This window comes from Devosia sp. CN2-171 (genome assembly GCF_049354815.1).
Lineage (GTDB): Bacteria > Pseudomonadota > Alphaproteobacteria > Rhizobiales > Devosiaceae > Devosia_A.
On sequence record NZ_CP186479.1, the window covers coordinates 3,025,445 to 3,044,050 of the forward strand.

Annotated in this window: 19 protein-coding genes and 2 tRNA genes; 7 read left to right on the forward strand and 14 right to left on the reverse strand. The window is 64.6% G+C overall.

What is annotated here, in order from left to right; all coding sequences use genetic code 11:
- Window positions 1-3 precede the first annotated feature (3 nt).
- Window positions 4-1,155 (reverse strand): FIST signal transduction protein, encoded by a 1,152-nt coding sequence (locus ACOYW5_RS15000; protein ID WP_423065694.1) that lies wholly within the window; start codon window positions 1,153-1,155, stop codon window positions 4-6.
- Between the two features lie 192 nt (window positions 1,156-1,347).
- On the reverse strand, window positions 1,348-2,313 hold the full coding sequence (locus tag ACOYW5_RS15005; RefSeq protein WP_423065695.1) for a phosphotransferase enzyme family protein: 966 nt from the start codon (window positions 2,311-2,313) through the stop codon (window positions 1,348-1,350).
- Between the two features lie 123 nt (window positions 2,314-2,436).
- Between ACOYW5_RS15005 and ACOYW5_RS15010 the strand changes: the two genes are divergently transcribed.
- On the forward strand, window positions 2,437-3,333 hold the full coding sequence (locus tag ACOYW5_RS15010) for a lipid kinase (protein WP_423065696.1): 897 nt from the start codon (window positions 2,437-2,439) through the stop codon (window positions 3,331-3,333).
- 67 nt (window positions 3,334-3,400) lie between these two features.
- Here ACOYW5_RS15010 and ACOYW5_RS15015 read toward each other — a convergent pair whose 3' ends face one another.
- The 8 genes from ACOYW5_RS15015 to ACOYW5_RS15050 form a co-directional block, all read right to left on the reverse strand.
- Window positions 3,401-4,549, reverse strand: a complete 1,149-nt coding sequence (locus ACOYW5_RS15015; protein ID WP_423065697.1) for a slipin family protein — start codon at window positions 4,547-4,549, stop codon at window positions 3,401-3,403.
- Window positions 4,550-4,945: 396 nt separating this feature from the next.
- Window positions 4,946-5,013, reverse strand: a tRNA-Thr gene (locus ACOYW5_RS15020).
- A 2-nt stretch (window positions 5,014-5,015) separates the two neighbouring features.
- A tRNA-His gene (locus ACOYW5_RS15025) sits at window positions 5,016-5,088 on the reverse strand.
- Window positions 5,089-5,311: 223 nt separating this feature from the next.
- Complete coding sequence (locus ACOYW5_RS15030) at window positions 5,312-7,039, reverse strand: ABC transporter ATP-binding protein (RefSeq protein WP_423065698.1); 1,728 nt, start codon at window positions 7,037-7,039, stop codon at window positions 5,312-5,314.
- A gap of 73 nt (window positions 7,040-7,112) precedes the next feature.
- Window positions 7,113-8,018: a SphA family protein gene (locus tag ACOYW5_RS15035; protein WP_423065699.1), complete on the reverse strand. Its 906-nt coding sequence runs from the start codon at window positions 8,016-8,018 to the stop codon at window positions 7,113-7,115.
- Window positions 8,019-8,143: 125 nt separating this feature from the next.
- Window positions 8,144-8,503, reverse strand: coding sequence for a helix-turn-helix domain-containing protein (locus ACOYW5_RS15040; RefSeq protein WP_423065700.1), 360 nt, complete (start codon window positions 8,501-8,503; stop codon window positions 8,144-8,146).
- Entirely contained in the window at window positions 8,500-9,087 is a 588-nt protein-coding gene (locus ACOYW5_RS15045; RefSeq protein WP_423065701.1) for a Smr/MutS family protein, read from the reverse strand. Before ACOYW5_RS15045 ends, ACOYW5_RS15040 begins: the two co-directional genes overlap by 4 nt.
- 25 nt (window positions 9,088-9,112) lie before the next feature.
- Window positions 9,113-9,826: a Tim44/TimA family putative adaptor protein gene (locus tag ACOYW5_RS15050; RefSeq protein ID WP_423065702.1), complete on the reverse strand. Its 714-nt coding sequence runs from the start codon at window positions 9,824-9,826 to the stop codon at window positions 9,113-9,115.
- 159 nt (window positions 9,827-9,985) lie between these two features.
- Between ACOYW5_RS15050 and ACOYW5_RS15055 the strand changes: the two genes are divergently transcribed.
- A complete protein-coding gene (locus tag ACOYW5_RS15055) occupies window positions 9,986-10,423 on the forward strand; it encodes an FxsA family protein (protein ID WP_423065703.1) in 438 nt (145 codons plus the stop codon).
- Between the two features lie 75 nt (window positions 10,424-10,498).
- Window positions 10,499-10,999 carry a protein-export chaperone SecB gene (gene secB, locus ACOYW5_RS15060; protein WP_423065704.1) on the forward strand — a complete coding sequence of 167 codons (501 nt, stop codon included), beginning with the start codon at window positions 10,499-10,501 and terminating at the stop codon, window positions 10,997-10,999.
- A 55-nt stretch (window positions 11,000-11,054) separates the two neighbouring features.
- On the opposite strand, the gene dnaQ is transcribed toward secB, so the two are convergent.
- Genes dnaQ through ACOYW5_RS15080 form a run of 4 tightly spaced genes read right to left on the reverse strand, consistent with a single transcriptional unit; the run spans window position 11,055 to window position 13,808 of the window.
- On the reverse strand, window positions 11,055-11,768 hold the full coding sequence (gene dnaQ / locus ACOYW5_RS15065) for a DNA polymerase III subunit epsilon (RefSeq protein WP_423065705.1): 714 nt from the start codon (window positions 11,766-11,768) through the stop codon (window positions 11,055-11,057).
- The gene (gene coaE / locus ACOYW5_RS15070; RefSeq protein WP_423065706.1) at window positions 11,765-12,361 is read right to left on the reverse strand and encodes a dephospho-CoA kinase; all 597 of its coding nucleotides are present in this window, start codon (window positions 12,359-12,361) and stop codon (window positions 11,765-11,767) included. Before coaE ends, dnaQ begins: the two co-directional genes overlap by 4 nt.
- The gene (locus ACOYW5_RS15075) at window positions 12,358-13,191 is read right to left on the reverse strand and encodes a shikimate dehydrogenase (protein WP_423065707.1); all 834 of its coding nucleotides are present in this window, start codon (window positions 13,189-13,191) and stop codon (window positions 12,358-12,360) included. Before ACOYW5_RS15075 ends, coaE begins: the two co-directional genes overlap by 4 nt.
- Complete coding sequence (locus ACOYW5_RS15080) at window positions 13,188-13,808, reverse strand: Maf family protein (protein WP_423065708.1); 621 nt, start codon at window positions 13,806-13,808, stop codon at window positions 13,188-13,190. The genes ACOYW5_RS15075 and ACOYW5_RS15080 overlap by 4 nt, the downstream gene beginning before the upstream one ends.
- Window positions 13,809-14,236: 428 nt before the next feature.
- Between ACOYW5_RS15080 and hemE the strand changes: the two genes are divergently transcribed.
- The 4 genes from hemE to mnmE all read left to right on the forward strand — a co-directional run bounded on the left by hemE (window position 14,237) and on the right by mnmE (window position 18,591).
- Window positions 14,237-15,268: a uroporphyrinogen decarboxylase gene (gene hemE, locus ACOYW5_RS15085; RefSeq protein ID WP_423065709.1), complete on the forward strand. Its 1,032-nt coding sequence runs from the start codon at window positions 14,237-14,239 to the stop codon at window positions 15,266-15,268.
- 1 nt (window position 15,269) lies between these two features.
- Window positions 15,270-15,695 (forward strand): protoporphyrinogen oxidase HemJ, encoded by a 426-nt coding sequence (gene hemJ, locus ACOYW5_RS15090; RefSeq protein WP_423065710.1) that lies wholly within the window; start codon window positions 15,270-15,272, stop codon window positions 15,693-15,695.
- Window positions 15,696-15,870: 175 nt separating this feature from the next.
- Window positions 15,871-17,136 (forward strand): transcription termination factor Rho, encoded by a 1,266-nt coding sequence (rho, locus tag ACOYW5_RS15095; RefSeq protein WP_423065711.1) that lies wholly within the window; start codon window positions 15,871-15,873, stop codon window positions 17,134-17,136.
- Window positions 17,137-17,265: 129 nt separating this feature from the next.
- Entirely contained in the window at window positions 17,266-18,591 is a 1,326-nt protein-coding gene (gene mnmE, locus ACOYW5_RS15100; protein WP_423065712.1) for a tRNA uridine-5-carboxymethylaminomethyl(34) synthesis GTPase MnmE, read from the forward strand.
- Window positions 18,592-18,606 lie beyond the last annotated feature (15 nt).

Consider the following 18,606-nt stretch of genomic DNA (forward strand, 5'->3'; position numbering starts at 1 on the left):
GCGTCAGGCCGCCTGTTCCGTCAGCAAGGTCACGGTCATGGTCTGGTTATGCAGCTGGCAGAAGCCCGACTGCTCATGCGGGGAGATCTCGCCATAGGAGTAGAACCCGACCGGCAGGCAGTTGGGCCCGAGCTCGGCAGCCGCCGCCTCCAGCTCCTCGTCAATGCGCTGGCCCATGAGCAGGCGTCGGCCGATGCAGCTGACGAGGATGGCGACGCTCTGCGCATCCGGTCCAGGCGCGGCCCGTTCCACGGCACGATGCGTTGCTTCGGCGGCACCGGCGCATAGCCTATCGAAGCTGCCGCGCATCAGCTGGGCCGACCAGCCCTCCGGCATGTCGCCAGCAAAGGTCATGGAGCCGACGACATGGTCGACGCCCAGGATGGTACGCACGACGCTTTGGTCGGGGTGTTTGGGATCGAAGATGCGCATGGGAAACAGCAGGGCTGAGCCCGGCAGCTTCTGACTTTCCTCGGGGCCCAGATAGAGCTTGTAGAGATCGAGGGCCGGCTTGCCGTCGACCTCGAACAGGACGTTGCCGGCCGAGCGCGTGATTTGCCGCAGAGGGCCGAATACGTTCCAGCCGCCAGCGCTACCATGCCCGATCCGGATAGCGTCGCCGTAGAAGCCAACCGCCGCGATGGTGTTGGGCTCGGGCGGCGCGTCGCAGCCGACAATGGTCTGGGCGAAATCGGGGCCGTCGCCGGCAAGGCCGCCGCTCACCGGGACGGACGCTCCGATCCGGCTGGCAATACCTTCGACCAGCGCGCTGCCGTTAACTCCCAAGCCGTCGGAGAGAACGAAGATGCCGGCCAGATCCTTGTCGTTGAGTTCGGCCCCGAGGGTTGCGCCGACGCTCCTCGAGTCGGTGGGGCGAGCGATGCGAGCGCTCGCGACCCGCACCCTGGTGCTGGAGAAGTCCAAGGCGACAGCCGAGACGACATCATCGCTGACATCGGTGCCGGTGACTTGCCCGCCGGTCGAGCAGCCGAGTACGTGCGCGCGCGGAAAGCGCTCCCGCAACTGCTCGTAGGGTGCACCGTCGGCAAGCATCTGCCGGCGGCCGAAGTAGAAAACAAGCCCTGCATCGGCGGGCGCGCCGTCGGTGCCCGACCAGTGGCCTGCCTTGTCCCAGAACATCTGCGCCGCGCGCATCGGTCCCTCCCACTATCCGGCCTCACCACCAAATTGTGACAGAACAAACCTTAACGCTTCAACGTAGAGTCCTCGCCAGTTTGCTTGCAAGGCATCGCCCGCAACTACGTATGCCGCCGTTTACGGTGCCGCGACGATTTGCCGACACGAACATGCCGGCGGCAACACGCCGCTCCGCGCCCTCCCCGGGCACTAACCGTTCGGCGCACCGAACCGGGCTTCGCGCTCAGCTAGCCCCTCGGCGAGCCGGCTGCGCAGGTCCACCATCCAGTACGGCTCGTCGGCAAAGGTTTCGGCCAGCGAGCGGCGCACCCGGGCGTACCAGTAGAGATCGGCGAAGCGTCGGCAAATGCCCCGTGCGCGGTCGAGATCGGGTGGCAGGGGCCGTGCCGAAGCGTAGCCGGCGAGAAATGCCGCCTCGCCGGCGTCGGCCCGCTCCGGATCGATCTCCTCGCGAACGCTCGCCACCGCCTGCTCAATGTCCATGGCGAACCAGTGGTACATCGCATCGTCGAAATCGATGGCATGGCAGCGGCCGGACGCGGCATCGAAGAAGACATTGTCACACTCGAGATCGTAGTGGCAGAGCCCGTAGGCGTCGGCGTCCCGCGGCAGTGCCGCCAGCGCGCCGGCCACCAGCTTCGCTTCGGCCCGAGCAGCGTCGGTCTCGAACCACGGCGCCATCCAGTCGAGCGCCTCGACATGGGACCAGCGCTGCGTGCCGGGTGGAGCGTAGTCGCGCGACAGCGTGTGCAACTCCGCCAATGCACGCCCATGCGCTGCGACGATCTCGTCTGCGAGGCCAGTCCGACCGAGCTGCTGGCCGGGAACCCGGCGAAATGCGGTGGCGACGAACGGTCCCCATTCGGTCTCGGACACAACCATCTGTTCGCCGCTGCGGCTGCTTATCGCCTCGGGTGCGCCAAAGCCGCGATCGCGCAGGTAGGCGATGAAGGCGAGTTCCGCCGCCACACTCTGCGGATCCTTCTCGGCCTGTGGCGCGAAGCGCAGGAAGTGCGGTTCGCCGCCGCGGAGGAAGACATAGATGGCGTTGGATGAAATCCGGTACCAGGGAAAGGGCTCCGGGTCGGGCACCCACTCGGCCGCCAGCGTTTCGGCCAGCGCGCGATTGTCGAACAGGTGTCTGAGCTTGAGCATCACGCCCCCCAGGGCAGGCATAGGGCATGCCGGCCATCGGATTGCCAAGAGTTTAGGTTTTCCCGGTTGCGCAAACTCCCGGCCTCGCCCATGTGAGGCGAACTTTCGAACCCCCCGAGAACGATGCCCACGAACACCCCGCGCCGCGCCCTCATGCTGGTCAATCCGAACGCCCGCCGCGGCACGGCAGCGCTCGAACCGGTGATCGACCGCCTGAAGGCGGGCGACATCGAGGTCAGCATCGAGCGCTTCGATTCGCCGGACGAAGTCAGCGCCGACATCATCCGGCGCGGCGGAGAATTCGATCTCGTCATCGTCTGCGGCGGTGACGGCACGCTCAACTCGGCGGCGCGCGGCGTGCTCGCAACCGGGTTGCCCATGGGTATCCTGCCGATGGGCACGGCCAACGACCTCGCCCGGACGCTGGAGATCTCCGACAACTTGCTGCTGGCCGCGGACGTGATCATTGCCGGCAAGACGCGGCGGGTCGACCTCGGCGAAGTGAACGAGCACCCGTTCTTCAATGTCGCCAGCATCGGGCTCAGCGTCGCGCTCGCCAACGGACTGAGCCGCGAAGCCAAGCGCCGCTGGGGTAAGCTCGGCTACGCACTCGCCGCGCTCAAGGTCCTCGCCCGCGCCAAGCCGTTCAAGGCGACGATCATCTCCGCCCGCGGCGAGGAGAAGGTGAAGACGCTGCAGATCGCCGTCGGCAACGGCCGGCACTATGGCGGCGGCACGGTGATCGAGGCTAATGCCGCGATCGACGACGGCCATCTCGATCTCTACAGCCTCGAGCAGGATAATGTGTTCAAGCTCTTGCTGCTGTTCGGCCACTTCCGCCGCGGCACCCACGGCGCCTGGGAAGAGGTGCGCACCGACAAATCGGTGGAGTTCGACATCCGCACCAGGGAGCCGATGGCGGTCAACACCGATGGCGACATCGTCACTTCGACGCCGGCACATTTCCTGATCCGCCCCGCCGCGATCGAAGTGTTCGCGCCGGTGCCGGCCGGCAGCTGACCCACCGTTTCACGTGAATCCAGAGCGAACACCGCCGGGAGATCGCTCCCCCCGGCGGCTTGAGTGGTTACTCCTCGCGGAGCTTGACCAGATCGTTCATCAGGCCCGCCGTACCATTGTGGATGGTCAGGCGCTCGACCTTGCCGGCGATATCGCTCAGGGCTTCGAGCTCCTTGAGCCGCAGCATCACCGGGTTCTCCGCCATTACGCGCGCCGTGTTGAGCAGCGAACGGGTCGCGTTCGTCTCCTCGCGGCGACGGATGACGTTGGCCTCGGCCTCCTTCTCGGCCGCGACAACCTTGTTGAGGATGTCGCGCATCTCACCGGGCAGGATCACGTCCTTGATGGCGATCTCACCGACCGAGACACCGATCGCGGCCATCTGCGTCCGGACCTCGGCAATCGCCTCGGCCTCGGCCGTTACCTTGTCGGCGAGGATTTCGTCGAGGCTCTTGGTACCGAGCGACTTGCGGAACGCAAACTGCAGGGCACGGTAGAGCGCATCGGCGAAATCCTTGACCGTGGTCGCGGCCTTGATCGCGTCGATCACCTGGTAGTCGGCGCCGAGGTTCACCCGCAGCGTGACACGGTCACGCGTCAGGATCTCCTGGCCGGTCACATCGAGCGACTGCCGGCGGAGGTCGATGACCTTCACCGCCACCTTCTTCGTCACTGCCCAGAACATGTGCGCGCCCGCCTCGAGCTCGCGGACGAACTTGCCGTCGACGAACATCAGGCCGACATGGCCTTCGGCGACGTCGACGGAGGTGACGAGGGCGAGCTTGGCGAGACCGCTGAGGCGCTTCTGCACCTTGTCCGGCACCGCCAGGTCACCGTCGACCGCAAGGTGCTCGGTAGTCCACGGACCGGCTTCGGTCCAGAAGACTGCTCGTTCCTCCGGCTTCAGCACCGCATGGAGGCGCTTGTCGCGCGAGACGACAACCACCTCGTCGGCACCGGCGCGAATCTCGGTCAGGTGCTGCGCCACCACCGAAGCCTGGTCGCGGAACAGCGCCTTGTCGAAGATCGAGACGAACTCCGGACGCGCGAGATCGTGCCATTCGATCTCGAGCCGGCCGCGGTCAGCCCGCAGCACGTGCTCGCCCGGGGTGAGGACCCCACGGAACTTGCCCTTGTACAGCGCGATCGCGCGCTGGTTTTCCTTGACTATCACGCGCTGCACACCGCGCACGCGATCCAGAATTTCGATCACCATGGTCGTACCTCCTGCGTCTCAAGCCTCTAGGTCATGCCCTGAGCTCGTCCTTCACTCGTTTGGGCCGATTGGCCCGGTGGTTCGCCAGCCCGCACCATGCGGGACCGGTCGAATTCTGCAGATCAAGCTTCGGGGCGGCCGACCGACCGGAGTCGCGGACCACGGCGAGCGGGATGGCGATGGAATGGCGAAGCCATGGCGCAAACGCGTGCGCGGACCGGGCCAGAACCACGTTCATCCTTCAGCCGGAGCCTGGCGGCCCCCGGAGGGCGGTTCCGGCTTTGGCAGTTCGGAGGCCGAAGCCGCCTCGCTGCCGCGACCGGTCCCACAGGACCGGCCCCGAAACCCTAAGTCTCAATAACCAGCACCTGAAGCTGGCGGCCGTTTACAGGGCCGTGATGGAGGGATTCGAACCCTCTACAGTCAGATTACAAATCTGATGCTCTTACCCAATGAGCTACATCCATGGAGCACACAGCAGGGATCGAACCCGCGACCTCCGGATCATCTCCGGCGCTCTGCCACTGAGCTAGGTGCGCAATCCCGGTTTCCTGTGACGGGCGGTACACGGGGAGGCAACGCCATCCGCGCCAGGCGAGAGCTCACGAGCTCGACCCTTTGCCAATCACCGGCAAGTCGCCGGGAGCGGGCGTCTAGGCCTTTGTTCGCGCATCTGCAAGCGATTACTTTGCAGTACTTTTGGGTACGGCAAATCACTGTTGCCTTGCAGCAACAGTGATGGACAAGTACTTGCCGGTACGCTCAGCTGGCGTTGACGTGCCCGAACTGTGCGCCGTGCAGCCGCGCATAGGCGCCGCCCTGCTTCAGCAACTGGTCGTGGGTACCCTCTTCGACGATGCCCTCGGTTCCCACTACGACGATGCGGTCGGCGTTGCGGATCGTCGCCAGCCGATGCGCCACGACCAGCGTCGTCCGCCCCTCGCTGAGAGCGCTCAGTGCCTGCTGGATGGCATGTTCGGTGGCCGTGTCCAGCGCCGAGGTGGCTTCGTCGAGGATCAGGATCGGCGGGTTCTTGAGGAATATCCGCCCGATGGCGAGGCGCTGCTTCTGGCCGCCCGAGAGCCTTACCCCACGTTCGCCGGCTAGCGTATCGAGCCCATCTGGCAGCGCGGCGACGAACTCGTCGAGCGCGGCGCGGCGCAACGCGTCCCAGATCTCGTCGTCACTGGCGCCGAGCCGGCCATAGGCGACGTTCTCGCGAATGGTCGAGCCAAACAGGAACACATCCTGCTGCACGATGCCGATCTGGCTCCGCAGCGAGGCCTGGGTCATGTCGCGGATATCGGTGCCGTCGATGGTGATCGCGCCACCGGTGACATCGTAGAAGCGCGGCAGCAGCGAGCAGATCGTCGTCTTGCCGGCGCCGGAGGGGCCGACGAAGGCAATGGTCTCGCCGGCCTTGATGGTGAGGTTCAACCCGTCGAGCACCTTGCCGTGCTCGGAATAGGCAAAGCTCACGTCCTTGTACTCGATGTCGCCCTTCAGCCCCGACACGACCTTGGCGCCGGGACGGTCGGCGATGTCGGGCTCGGTGTCGATCAGCGTTGTGAAGCGGCGGAAGCCGGCGATGCCCTTGGGATAGCTCTCCAGCACCGAGGTGATCTTGTCGATCGGGCGAAAGAAGACGTTGACCAGCAGCAGGAAGCCGACGAAGCCGCCATAGCTGAGTTCGCCCCGGATGACGAACCAGGTGCCGGCGACCATGACGATCAGCTGCACGAGGCGCGTCGACAGGTAGCTCAGCGCGATCGAGGCGGTCATGTAGGCATAGGCGTTGAGCTTGGTCGCCTTGTAGTTCGCGTTGTTCTCGGCGAAGAGGCCGCGCTCGTAATCCTCGTTGGCGAAAGCCTTGACCACGCGGATGCCGCCCACGCTCTCCTGCACGCGCACGTTGAAGTCGCCGACCCGACGGAAGAGGCTCTGCCAGTTGAGCGTCATCTTGGCGCCGTAGCGCGACACCAGCCAGGTCATGAACGGCACGATCACCGTGGTCAGCAGCGCCAGCTGCCGATGCACCATGAACATCAGCAGGAACGCGCCGATGAAGGTCATGATGGCGATGAACAGGTCCTCAGGACCGTGATGGGCGACCTCGCCCACTTCCTCGAGGTCCTTGGTGACGTGGGTGATCAGCTGGCCCGACTTGTTGTTGTCGAAATAGCGGAAGCTCAGCTTCTGGATGTGGTCGAAAGCCTGCCGGCGCATCTCGGTCTCGATCGAGATGCCGAGCGCATGGCCCCAGTAATTGACGATGGCCTGCAGCCCGGTGTTGAGCACATAGATGCCGAGCAGCGCCGCGGCCGCCATGGCGATCAGCACCCAGTTCTGCCCGGGCAGCAGCCGGTCGACGAACATCTGCACTGCAAGCGGGAAGGCGAGTTCGAGGAGGCCCGCGATCACGGCGCAGCCGAAATCGAGGAAGAACAGATGCTTGTAGGGGGCGTAGTAGGAAAAGAAGCGGCGCAGCATCAAATTCGTCCGAGGCAATCAGCTTAAGCGGGTCTCCGCTTAGGCCCGTTGCCCGGACCTGTCCACTGGAGGCTCAGAAGGCTAGACTCCACGTTGCCAGCGTCGTGCTGCCCTCGAAACGATTGACCGCGTTGAACTCGCGGTAGTGCCGGAAGCTGAACTGGCCCATCGGGGTCAGGTAGCTGGCACCCACGCCGACGGCGTCGACGCTGCCCTTGAGATCGCCATAGAGGGCGCCCGCGCCGGAGTCCCCGGTCAGCTGGCGATAGTCGTAACCGACGATGCCGGCCGTGAAGCCATTGCCGAAGTCCTTGCCCACCGCCCACTCGAAATGCATCTCGGTGCCGGTCTGGTAGTCGGTCGCGGTATTCTCGAAACTATAGGTGAAGCCGAGTTGGCCGTTCACCTGGATCAGGGTCTGCGGCTCGATCCAGGTGAAGCCCCAGCCGGCATCGATTGCCGGACGGTTGAGGCCGGTGCTGGGGAAGAAACCGACGTCGTAGGTGCCGGTCGGGAGCACGGCCGAGACATAGGCGGTGTGGAAGAAGGTGCCTTCCTGCCAGCCCAGTTGCGCCTTGATCCAGGTGTCCATGGCGCCCCAGCCGTCGGTCTGGGCACTAATCATGCCGTTGTAGACCGACCCGGCGAAATCGGTGTGCGCCACCCCGATCGTGGCGCCGAGACCGAGCGTACCGCCCAGGATCGGCATATCCGGCACATAGAGCAGGTTGACGCCGGTCTCGAAGAAGTCGAGTTCGGCGCCGGGATCGACCGGCAGGCCGCCAAACATGGCCCCGCTCTGGGTGACGCCGCTATAGTAGCCGATGAAGGGCGTCACATAGGTCTTGGCCGGCGGCGTGACGCCGGCATTGAACGCCGTGCTGCCCAGCTTGTAGACACCGAGGCCCGCCTCGGCGGCGAGCAGCGGCGCCGGCGCCGCGAGCAGGCCGAGTATGGATGCCGAAATGATCCTGCGCATAGCCGCTCCCCAAATGCCGACTCAGCAGACGAATTTTGGGCGCTTCAGGTCCGTTCGACAACGTTGGCGTTCGGCCTGTCCCCCGATCACACGAGAGACGCTAGCCAACTATCAGCAATGATTCGTTAACGGCGCCGACGAATCAGCTCGTTGCTCAGCCAGGTGAGATCCTCAGGCGCGAGGCGGCCGATGTCGCGGGCGAGGCGGTTGGCGAGCTCGGTCGCCTGGGCAGGCATGCCGGCGGTATCGATGGTGATCTTGGGATCGCTCATCTCGGCAAGGCGCTGCAGCTCCTCTGCATCGTCCCAGATGACGTTGAAATAGGCGATGATCTTTTGCAGCAGCGTAAAGGTCGGCTTGCCGCGCCGGCCGTGCTCGAGCGCGCTGAGATAGGCACTCGATACGTCAAGCGCCGCCGCCATCTCCTTGAGCGTCACGCCGCGCTCGTCGCGCATAGCCCGCAGTTTTTCTCCCAACGGGGTCATCGATAATCGCGCTCCCGGCGCAGGCGGACATAGAAGGCACCGTCGCCGCCATGCCCCTGCGCCGCCGTATCCCAGCCGGCGACGAGCGGGGCGAGATTGGGCTCCGACAGCCAGATCGGCAGCATGGCGCGCAACACGCCGCGCTCGACGATCACCGCCGCATCGTCGCCGAGCTTTTTCAGCCCCTTGCCGGTGATCACCAGCAAGGTCCGGTCGCCACGCGCCGAGCGGGCATGAATGAAACGGGTCAGAGCCGCGTGGGCCTCGACCTGGCGCATGCCGTGCAGGTCGATGGTGCCGTCGATCTCTTCGCGGCCGCGCTGCAGGCGCTGCTTGAGGTTGGGTTCGATTCCGGCCCGCGGCTTCTTTCCCGGCCGGCCATCGGATTGATATGGCGGCATAACAGGCACGAGCCGATGGGGTTTCGGACGCGGAGCCGGCGGGGCCACAGGCAGCGGCAGGGGTTCGGAGTCGAGGTTCACGATCGGGCGCTGGGGGCGAAGTGGCGAAACGGTCTGGCGCACCTCGAGCCAAAGGTGCCAGTCGGGGAGCTGGCCCTTCCCGTCCGACCGGCGCTTGGCCATGGCATGTCGCCCCCGCCCGTCCGGCCTATTCGAGCTGGCTGGTGGCGACGAGCTTCCAGTTGGGGTCGCGCGACTTGGGGGAACGCGCAAAGGTCCATTCGTCGGCGATGTTGGTGACCTGGTCGGCATTGCCCTCGATCAGCGTGCCGTCCTTGTCGCGCGTGGCCGAGACCACCTCGGCATGGAAGCGGATGGTGACGCTGGCGAGCCGCTTGTCGCCCTCGGCTTCCGAGATCTCGATCTTGGGCAGGCCGACAAAGGTGAAGTCGACCGTGCGGCCGGCCGCCTCGCGCTCCTTGATAACGCGCTCGAAGCCGTCATAGACGTCCTTTTCGAGGAGGTTCTTCAGCGTCTGCCGGTCGCCCGAGGCAAAGGCGGTGACGATCATCTCGTAGGCCGACTTGGCGCCTTCGAGGAAACTCTTGGGCGAGAAGGTCGGATCGACCTCGGCGATGGCCCTGAGCCCGCCCGCCACTTGTTCGTCGCCATGCGCGACCTGAGTGATCTCAGCCTCGAGCTTGCGCTGGTGACGCTCGGCATCCTCATTGGTCTCGGGAACGGGACGCGGCCGCATCTGCACCACGTTCTCCTCGCCGGGCTTGGGAGCGGCGGCTTCGCGGCGCTGCGCCGGAGTCCTCTCGTTGCCGGTGCGGGTGCCGAGCACCTGGCGCAGGCGATAGAGCACCACGATCGCGAGGCCGATCACGATGAGCGTGGGAATGTCGAAGAATTCATCCATCGGGCACAGGTCTCGCGGCGAAGAAACGGGGTGGCGGCCATGGGCGGCCGGACAATCTGACCTATATATAGGGAAAGGCTCAGCCGGAAACCAGTTCACTTCCACCGGCACGGCTTTGTGACGCAGCGCTTTCGAAAGGGTTAGCCGTTGGGCCGCTTGTTGTTTCTGGCATTTCTCCTCGTCCCGCTGATCGAGATCGCCTGCTTCATCCTGATCGGTAACGCCATCGGACTATGGCCGACGCTCCTCGGCGTGCTGGTCACGGCGGTCGCCGGCTCGCTGCTGCTGCGCTTCCAGGGCATCTCGATCATCAACGATATCCGGGCGACGATGGGCCGCGGCGAGTTGCCGGCGCGTTCGCTCGCCGATGCAATGATGATCGGGCTCGCCGGTATTCTGCTCGTGACGCCCGGCTATTTCACCGACCTGCTCGGGCTGCTCCTCCTCATTCCGCCCGTCCGCACGGCGCTCTACGCCTGGTTGCGCTCGCGGGTCCGGGTCGTCGCGACGACGACCAGTTCGGCCTATGGCTTCGGGCCACGCCGGGTCGAGGACGACACGATCGAGCTCGATTCGGACGAGTGGCGACCGCGCTGAGCCGCCGCGCGCTTGTGACCCAGGGCCAAAAGTGCTAGCCAGCCCGCCGACTGAACGCTCGAGGACCATCAAGATATGGCTGACCAGACCCCGGCCGGCGCGGCCAATGCCCCGACCAATGCCGCCACGCCCCCCAGCTACAGCCTCGTGGGCCAGTATACCCGCGACCTGAGCTTCGAGAGCCCCGGCGCGCCGGGCTCGGTGCTGCTCGGCGGCGCCAATCCGAAATTCGACCTCGGCATCAATGTCGGCGTCAAGAAGCAGGCCGACGACCTTTATGCGGTCGAGCTCAACATCAAGGCCAAGGCCGAGCGCGACGCCAATCTGCTGTTCAATGTCGAGCTCGTCTATGGCGGCGTGTTCCGGCTCAAGAACGTCACCGAGCAGCAGCTGCCGGGCCTGTTGATGGTCGAATGCCCGCGCATGATCTTCCCGTTCGCCCGGCACGTGCTGGCGACCGTCGTCCAGCTCGGCGGCTTCCCGCCGCTGATGATGGAGCCGGTCGATTTCACCGCGCTGTACCTCCAGAACCTCAAAGCCATGCAAGCCCAGCAGGCTCCGGCAGCGACGAACTGAGGTAGGGTCCGCCCTTGCTTATCCTCCCCCGCTCCGCAGGGGAGGATAAGGCGGCCTACTCCGCCGCCACCGAAACTTCCGAGTACTTCACCCAGATCGCCTCGGCGCCCAGTGTGCCGACCAGCACGGCATGCGCCTTGAGCTCGGCATCGCTGAGCCGCGGTGCCAGCGGTAGCGGCCGCCGCCGGGCCGGTGCAAAGACGATCGGTCCACCGCCGGCTTCTGTGCGCGTATCGGAGCCCAGCGACAGCGCCACCTGTCGCCCACCGATCAGTTCGAGGTAAACGTCGGCGAGGATCTCGCTGTCGAGCAGCGCGCCGTGCAGCGTGCGCTTGGAATTATCGATGCCATAGTGCTTGCAGAGTGCATCGAGGCTGACGCGCGCGCCGGGGTGGCGCTGGCGCGCCACCATCACGGTATCGATCACCTGGTTGGAAAGCCGGGGCTTCCGCAGCCGCTCGAGCTCGAAATTCAGAAAACCGATATCGAAATCGGCATTGTGGATGACCAGCGTCGCGTCCCCGATGAACTCGAGGAAGTTATCCGCTTCGGCGGCGAAGAGCGCCTTGTCGCGCAGGAATTCGGTCGAGAGCCCATGGACGCGGAACGCCTCGTCGGGCACGTCGCGCTCAGGGTTGAGGTAGACGTGGAAATTGCGCCCGGTCGGGATGTGGTTCAGCAGCTCGACGCAGCCGATCTCGACCACCCGGTCGCCGCTCTGGTGCGAGAGGCCGGTGGTTTCGGTATCGAGCACGATTTCGCGAGTCATGTGCGGGTTTTGGTCCTGAGCCGTTGCACCAGTCGGCGCACCTCGTCGCGCGTCGCCTCGATGGTGCCGGAAGTGTCGAATATGTAGGTGGCGCGCTTGATCTTTTCAGCCTGCGGCATCTGCCGAGCAAGGATCGCTTCCAGCTTATCCACCGTCATGCCCGGCCGTGCCAGCGCCCGCCGCCGCTGTTCAGTCGCGTCAACGGTCGTGACGATCACGCCATCAAGGCCCCAATCGACCCCGTTCTCGAACAGCAGCGGGATATCGACCACGGCGATCGCATCACCGGCCGCCTCGGCGTCGGCGAGGAACTGTTTGATCCCCGCCCGCACCAGCGGATGAACGATGGCCTCGAGCTCTTTGATCCGCTCGGGATGGCCGACCACCTGTCCGCTAAGCCGCTGTCGGTCGATCGCGCCGTCCACCGTCACGCCTGGGAACGCCGCCTCGACCGGCTCGACGGCCGCTCCGCGATAAAGCTCGTGCACATAGTCGTCGGACGAAAAGGTCGGCACGCCCAGCTCGGCAAAGGCCTTCAGCACCGTCGATTTGCCGGTCGCGATCGAGCCGGTAAGGCCGAGCTTGGTGGTCACAGCGTCGCCTCCACCTTCTGGCGCAGCTCCGCCGTCACCTCCGGCCGCACCCCGAACCAGGCCTCGAAGCCGGGAACCGCCTGGTGCAGCAGCATGCCAAGCCCGTCGACGGTGCGAACCCCGACGGCTCGTGCATCGGCGAGAAGCGGCGTCATCAGAGGCACGTAGACGATATCGGTCACCAGCGCCGTCTCAGGCAGCAGGCCGAGGTCGAGATCGTCGAAGCGGGACTCGTGCATGCCGATCGAGGTGGTATTGACCAGGAGGTCGGCGCCACCGGCATAGAAGGCGAAGTCGCTAAGCCGGCCCGGCGTGAAGGGGCCGTCGATCTCCCGCGCCAGTGCCTCGGCCTTTTCGGGCGTGCGATTGAGCAGCACGATTTCCTTGAACCCCCGTTCGCGCAGGGCGACGAGGATGGCCCGGGCCGCGCCGCCGGCGCCGAGGACGATGGCTCGACCCAGCCGTACGCTCCAGCCTGGGGCGTTCTGGTCGAGATTGCCGAGAAAGCCCATGTAGTCGGTGTTGAAGCCGCGGATGCGGCCGCCTTCTTCACGCACCAGCGTATTCACCGCACCGATCGTTTCGGCCAGCGGGTCGATGCTGTCGCAGAGGCGGAACACCTCCTCCTTGTGGGGAATGGTCACATTGCCGCCGACAAACTCGCCGGCCCGTACGCGCCCAACGAACCCGGCCAGATCGTCCGGCGCCACATCTATGGCGTCATAACTTCCGGCAATTGCGTGCTCGGCCAGCCAGGTGCCGTGGATCAGCGGCGAGCGCGAGTGCCTTATGGGATGGCCGATGACGAAGGCTTTTTTCACGTGAATCATTTTCCGAAAACGTCGGGGGCATGGAGCCGCAAGGCACCAAGCAAAGGCAAGAGTGGCAGCCCAAGGATGGTGAAATAGTCGCCTTCGACCCGTTCGAACAGGCGGATGGACGGACCTTCAAGCCGATAGCCGCCCACCGATCCGAGTACCGCTTCACCTTCCAGCGCCAGAATCTCGTCCCGTTCGGACGGCGAGAAGTCCCGCATGGTCAACCTTGCTGTCTCGACTACCGACCACAATACCGTGCCGTTTCGAGCCAGTGCGACGCCGGAATGCAGGTGATGTGTCCGGCCACGAAGACGATCGAGCTGTCGGGCCGCTTCTCTCAGATCGACCGGTTTGTGCAGGATACTGGCCGCCAATTCCGGGCGGGGGCCGTCCGCCTCAGCCAGCACCTGATCCGCCCCGATCACCACTCCCTCCGGCCGAGTCGCCGAAACCGTCAACGCCTTCGCCTCAGCCAGCCGACGGGCGACGGCGACCGCATCGCCACCTTTCCCCAGCACTTCGGCTTCCACTGCCCGTTCGTCGATTTCCGCTGGACTCGCCTCGAATCGGAGCCCGACCCCCGCCAACAGGGCGTTTCGCGCGGCACTCTTTGAAGCAAGGATCAGCATGCCCGGGGTTTTCCACATTGTGCTTGCTGGCTCAAGTTGGCCCTCGGTGGATAACCAACCCGGCACGGCGTCATCCCAACTTGTCCCCGCTCGGACGAAATCCATCAACAGGCGGCGGCGTGCAGATCGTTAACAGACCGTTAAGGTGAGTTCCGGGGAAAACCCATTGCGTATGCCGAGCCGTCGTCCACACACTCGTTAAGACTTTCTCAACCACTATGGCATGGTTAACGCCCCGTTAATCCCGGTGACTCCCGCTCCTGTCCACGGGCTCCACCGGCGCAGTTTGCACAGGCATCGCGAGCCACCCTGCCGCGCGCTTCTGTCGCCGCGATCCGCGTTGTGGAGAAGGGTGAATTCCTGCAAAACACCGCCATGATAATACAAATGAAGAATCTAGATTCTTTTGGTTGGAAGGGACGGCAGCCGTGAACCCGGTGCTAAAACCCCTTCTCGAGACGGTTCGTGGCAAACGCCAGGACCGGCTCCCCATCTGGATCATGCGGCAAGCCGGACGCTACCTGCCGGAGTACCGCGAGCTGCGCGCCAGGGCCGGCAGCTTCCTCGATCTTTGCTACACCCCGGAACTGGCTGCCGAAGTAACGCTCCAGCCGCTGCGGCGCTTCGATCTCGATGCGGCGATCCTCTTTTCCGATATTCTCGTCATTCCCGATGCGCTCGGCCAGACCGTGCGCTTCGAAGTGGGCGAAGGACCACAGCTCGAGCCCATCACCGCCATGACGCTCGATCGGCTCGATCCCGAAACGGCTCTGGAGAAGCTGAACCCGATCATCGAGACTGTTCGCCGGGTACGTGCTGGTCTCAGTCCAGACAAGACCCTGATCGGCTTCTGCGGCTCCCCCTGGACCGTTGCCACCTACATGATCGGCGGTCGCGGCTCCTCCGACCAGGCTGCGGCGCGTGTCTTTGCGCTGACCCAGCCGGTCGCCTTTGCCCGGCTCATCGACATCCTCGTCGATACGAGCGTCGAATACCTGGCGGCCCAGTTCCGCGCCGGCGCCGATGTGGTGCAGCTGTTCGAGAGCTGGGCGATGAACCTTGACGAAGTCGCTTTCGACAGATGGGTGATCGAACCGAACCGGCGGATCGTCGAGGGCCTGCGCCGGGAAATCCCCGATGCGCCGGTCATCGGTTTTCCGCGCGGTGCAGCCGGGAACCTGCCGGCCTATGCCGCGCGGACCAAAGTTAACCTCCTCGGCCTCGATTACGGCACGCCCCTCGCCTTCGCGCAAAACCTGCCAGCCGGTCTCGGCGTCCAGGGCAATCTCGATCCGCTGCGGCTATTGGCGGGCGGCGAACAGATGGACGATCGCATCCGGCAGATCGTTGCCGGCTTCCGTGACCGGCCGCACATCTTCAACCTCGGCCACGGCATCGTGCCGGAAACGCCGATCGCACATGTCGAGCGCCTGATCGAAGTGGCGCGTGGAGCTTTTTGAGATGGAATGGGTCAAGGCGCTGCATATCCTGAGCGTCATCGCCTGGATGGCGGGGATGCTCTATCTGCCGCGGCTCTTCGTCTATCACGCCGATGCCGAGAAGGGTGGCGTGCAGTCCGAGACGTTCAAGGTGATGGAGCGCCGCCTTTATCGCGGCATCACCACGCCGGCGATGATCGCCGCCTGGATCTTTGGCCTGTGGCTTGCCTTCGGCTTCGGCCTGGTCGATTTCAGTCAGGGCTGGATGTGGCTCAAGGCGCTGATGGTGCTGATCCTCAGTGGCATTCACGGCTATTACGGCCGGATACTCCGCGATTTCGCCCACGACCGGAACACGCGCTCGTCAAAATTCTTCCGGGCGATCAACGAAATCCCCTTCGTCATCGCCATCGTCATCGTCATCTCGGTGGTGGTGAAGCCGTTCTAGGTCGGTGGCCGTTGCCAGTCCGTTTCACGTGAATCCGTTCGGCACTTGAATGTAACAGCGCTTTTGGCTATCTGAGTGCCAGCCTGATTGTTGGGCGCCTCCCCGGCGCTTTCCGGGCCACCCACCTCCCCTTCGATATCTCCCGCCACTTCGTCCCCAAGGGTCCTTACGCGCAATGGAAAGTATCAAGCTCAGCGAGCTGAAGGCCAAGACGCCTGCCGAACTGCTCGAGTTCGCCGAGACCTATGACGTCGAGAGTGCCTCGACGCTGCGCAAGCAGGAACTGATGTTCGCCATCCTCAAGGAGCTGGCGGCACGCGAAGTCGATATCACCGGCGAAGGCGTGGTTGAGGTTCTGCCGGACGGCTTCGGCTTCCTCCGCTCGCCTGATGCGAACTACCTGCCGGGCCCGGACGACATCTACGTCTCCCCGAGCCAGATCCGCCGCTTCTCGCTGAGGACCGGCGACACGGTCGAGGGCCAGATTCGCTCTCCCAAGGAAGGCGAGCGCTATTTTGCGCTGCTCAAGGTCAACACCATCAACTTCGAGGACCCCGAAAAGGTCCGCCACAAGATCAACTTCGACAACCTGACGCCACTCTATCCCGATGAGCGCCTGCGCCTCGAGCTGCCGGACCCGACCAACAAGGACAAGAGCGCCAGGATCATGGATCTGGTGGCGCCGCTCGGCAAAGGCCAGCGTGCCCTGATCGTTGCGCCACCGCGTACCGGTAAGACCGTACTGTTGCAGAATATCGCACAGTCGATCGCCATCAATCACCCCGAGTGCTACCTCATCGTGCTGCTCATCGATGAGCGCCCCGAGGAAGTCACCGACATGCAGCGTTCGGTGAAGGGCGAGGTCATCTCCTCGACCTTCGATGAGCCGGCCTCGCGCCACGTCCAGGTCGCCGAAATGGTGATCGAGAAGGCAAAACGCCTCGTCGAGCACAAGCGCGACGTGGTCATCCTGCTCGACTCGATCACCCGCCTCGGCCGCGCCTACAACACCGTGGTGCCGTCGTCCGGCAAGGTGCTGACCGGCGGTGTCGACGCCAACGCTCTGCAGCGTCCCAAGCGCTTCTTCGGCGCCGCCCGCAACATCGAAGATGGCGGCTCGCTCACCATCATCGCCACGGCGCTGATCGATACCGGCAGCCGCATGGACGAAGTGATCTTCGAAGAGTTCAAGGGTACCGGTAACTCCGAAATCATCCTTGATCGCAAGGTCTCGGACAAGCGCATCTTCCCGGCGATGGACGTCACCAAGTCCGGCACCCGCAAGGAAGAGCTGCTGGTCGAACCGGATATTCTGCGCAAGATGTACGTCCTCCGCCGTATCCTCAACCCGATGGGCACGGTCGACGCGATGGAGTTCCTGATGGACAAGATCCGTCAGACCAAGACGAACTCCGATTTCTTCGACTCGATGAATACCTAACGGTTGAAGCCGGCGTGACCTCCACCTGGCTTCTCACCCTCATCGTCGTCATCCCCGCGAAAGTGGGGATCATCCATCGTGCAGCGCGCACAGCGTGGGCCTTGGCCCTGATGCCTGAAGAAGCTGCACATGCGTAGCGATGACACCATCGTCGCCCTGTCCTCAGGCTCCGTTCCCTCGGGCGTCGCCATCATCCGGTTCTCGGGCCCGGCAGCCGGTCGGGTTCTAATCGAGATGCTCGGCGCCCTCCCCGAACCCCGACGCCTGACCCTTGCCGACATCCGCCTCGACGGCGAAACTCTCGATCGAGGCCTCATCGCCTGGATGCCCGGCCCCAACAGCTTCACCGGCGAAGATTGCGCCGAACTCCAGGTGCACGGCTCGCCGGCCGTCGTCCGCGTAATCCTTCGCCGGCTCAGCTCACAATCTGGCATCAGGCTGGCCGAAGCCGGGGAATTCACCCGCCGCGCTTTCGAGAACGGCAAGCTCGATCTCGTCGAAGCCCAGGGCCTCGGGGATCTGATCGAGGCCGAAACCGAGAATCAGCGCGCCCTGGCCTATTCGCGCATGGAGGGTGGGCTGACCCGGCAGGTCGAAGGCTGGCGCGAGCGCCTGCTGGATCTCCGTGCCGAGATCGAAGCACAGCTCGATTTCTCTGACGAAGGCGACGTCGGTGCGCTTCCCGATACTTTTGCCGCCGAGGTTGAGGCGCTGAATGACGATATTGGCGACGTGCTGGCGACGCGCGGCCAGGGCCGAATCCTGCGGAGCGGCTTTCGTGTTGTGCTCGCGGGTCCGCCGAACGCCGGCAAGTCGAGCCTGCTTAATGCCCTGTCTCGTTCAGAGGTGGCCATCGTCTCCGATGAGCCGGGCACCACGCGCGACCTCAAGGAAGCACCGCTCGACGTCCACGGCCAACTCATCATCCTGATCGATAGCGCCGGCCTGAGGGATACGAGTTCGAAAGCCGAAGCGATCGGTGTCGAACGGGCGAAGCAGGCGATGATCGGAGCAGATCAGGTGCTTTGGCTACAGGCCCCGGATATCGCGGCGGTCCTCCCACCGATTTTTCCCGAGTTCGACACAGAGCCCTGGCGACGCCCGCCGATCATGATTGTCGGCACGAAGGCCGATATCGGGTTGGTAGAAGGTGCGCACCTGTCCGTTTCCGTCACAACCGGGGAAGGCATAGAGGCACTGCTGGACAAGCTCTACGAAGTATCAGGAGCTGGCTCCGTTCAGGCCTCGGAGCTGCTGGTGAGCCACGAGCGGGATCGCGAGGCCCTGCTGGGGGCTGTCATGGCGCTGGCGCGAGTTTCGGAACAGTTGGACAATCCAGAACTGGCTGCTGAGGAGTTGCGGGCCGCGTCCTATGCGCTCGAGCGACTGCTTGGCCGCATGGATGCGGAGTCGGTGCTCGACCGTCTGTTCAGCGCCTTTTGCATCGGCAAGTGATTCACGTGAAACGTC

What these genes read in the sequence shown, in the direction of transcription:
- ACOYW5_RS15000 (WP_423065694.1), bottom strand. Translation starts at nt 1,155, where the DNA reads ATGCGCGCGGCGCAGATGTTCTGGGACAAGGCAGGCCACTGGTCGGGC.
- ACOYW5_RS15005 (WP_423065695.1), bottom strand. Translation starts at nt 2,313, where the DNA reads ATGCTCAAGCTCAGACACCTGTTCGACAATCGCGCGCTGGCCGAAACG.
- ACOYW5_RS15010 (WP_423065696.1), top strand. Translation starts at nt 2,437, where the DNA reads ATGCCCACGAACACCCCGCGCCGCGCCCTCATGCTGGTCAATCCGAAC.
- ACOYW5_RS15015 (WP_423065697.1), bottom strand. Translation starts at nt 4,549, where the DNA reads ATGGTGATCGAAATTCTGGATCGCGTGCGCGGTGTGCAGCGCGTGATA.
- ACOYW5_RS15030 (WP_423065698.1), bottom strand. Translation starts at nt 7,039, where the DNA reads ATGCTGCGCCGCTTCTTTTCCTACTACGCCCCCTACAAGCATCTGTTC.
- ACOYW5_RS15035 (WP_423065699.1), bottom strand. Translation starts at nt 8,018, where the DNA reads ATGCGCAGGATCATTTCGGCATCCATACTCGGCCTGCTCGCGGCGCCG.
- ACOYW5_RS15040 (WP_423065700.1), bottom strand. Translation starts at nt 8,503, where the DNA reads ATGACCCCGTTGGGAGAAAAACTGCGGGCTATGCGCGACGAGCGCGGC.
- ACOYW5_RS15045 (WP_423065701.1), bottom strand. Translation starts at nt 9,087, where the DNA reads ATGGCCAAGCGCCGGTCGGACGGGAAGGGCCAGCTCCCCGACTGGCAC.
- ACOYW5_RS15050 (WP_423065702.1), bottom strand. Translation starts at nt 9,826, where the DNA reads ATGGATGAATTCTTCGACATTCCCACGCTCATCGTGATCGGCCTCGCG.
- secB (WP_423065704.1), top strand. Translation starts at nt 10,499, where the DNA reads ATGGCTGACCAGACCCCGGCCGGCGCGGCCAATGCCCCGACCAATGCC.
- dnaQ (WP_423065705.1), bottom strand. Translation starts at nt 11,768, where the DNA reads ATGACTCGCGAAATCGTGCTCGATACCGAAACCACCGGCCTCTCGCAC.
- ACOYW5_RS15075 (WP_423065707.1), bottom strand. Translation starts at nt 13,191, where the DNA reads ATGATTCACGTGAAAAAAGCCTTCGTCATCGGCCATCCCATAAGGCAC.
- ACOYW5_RS15080 (WP_423065708.1), bottom strand. Translation starts at nt 13,808, where the DNA reads ATGCTGATCCTTGCTTCAAAGAGTGCCGCGCGAAACGCCCTGTTGGCG.
- hemJ (WP_423065710.1), top strand. Translation starts at nt 15,270, where the DNA reads ATGGAATGGGTCAAGGCGCTGCATATCCTGAGCGTCATCGCCTGGATG.
- rho (WP_423065711.1), top strand. Translation starts at nt 15,871, where the DNA reads ATGGAAAGTATCAAGCTCAGCGAGCTGAAGGCCAAGACGCCTGCCGAA.
- mnmE (WP_423065712.1), top strand. Translation starts at nt 17,266, where the DNA reads ATGCGTAGCGATGACACCATCGTCGCCCTGTCCTCAGGCTCCGTTCCC.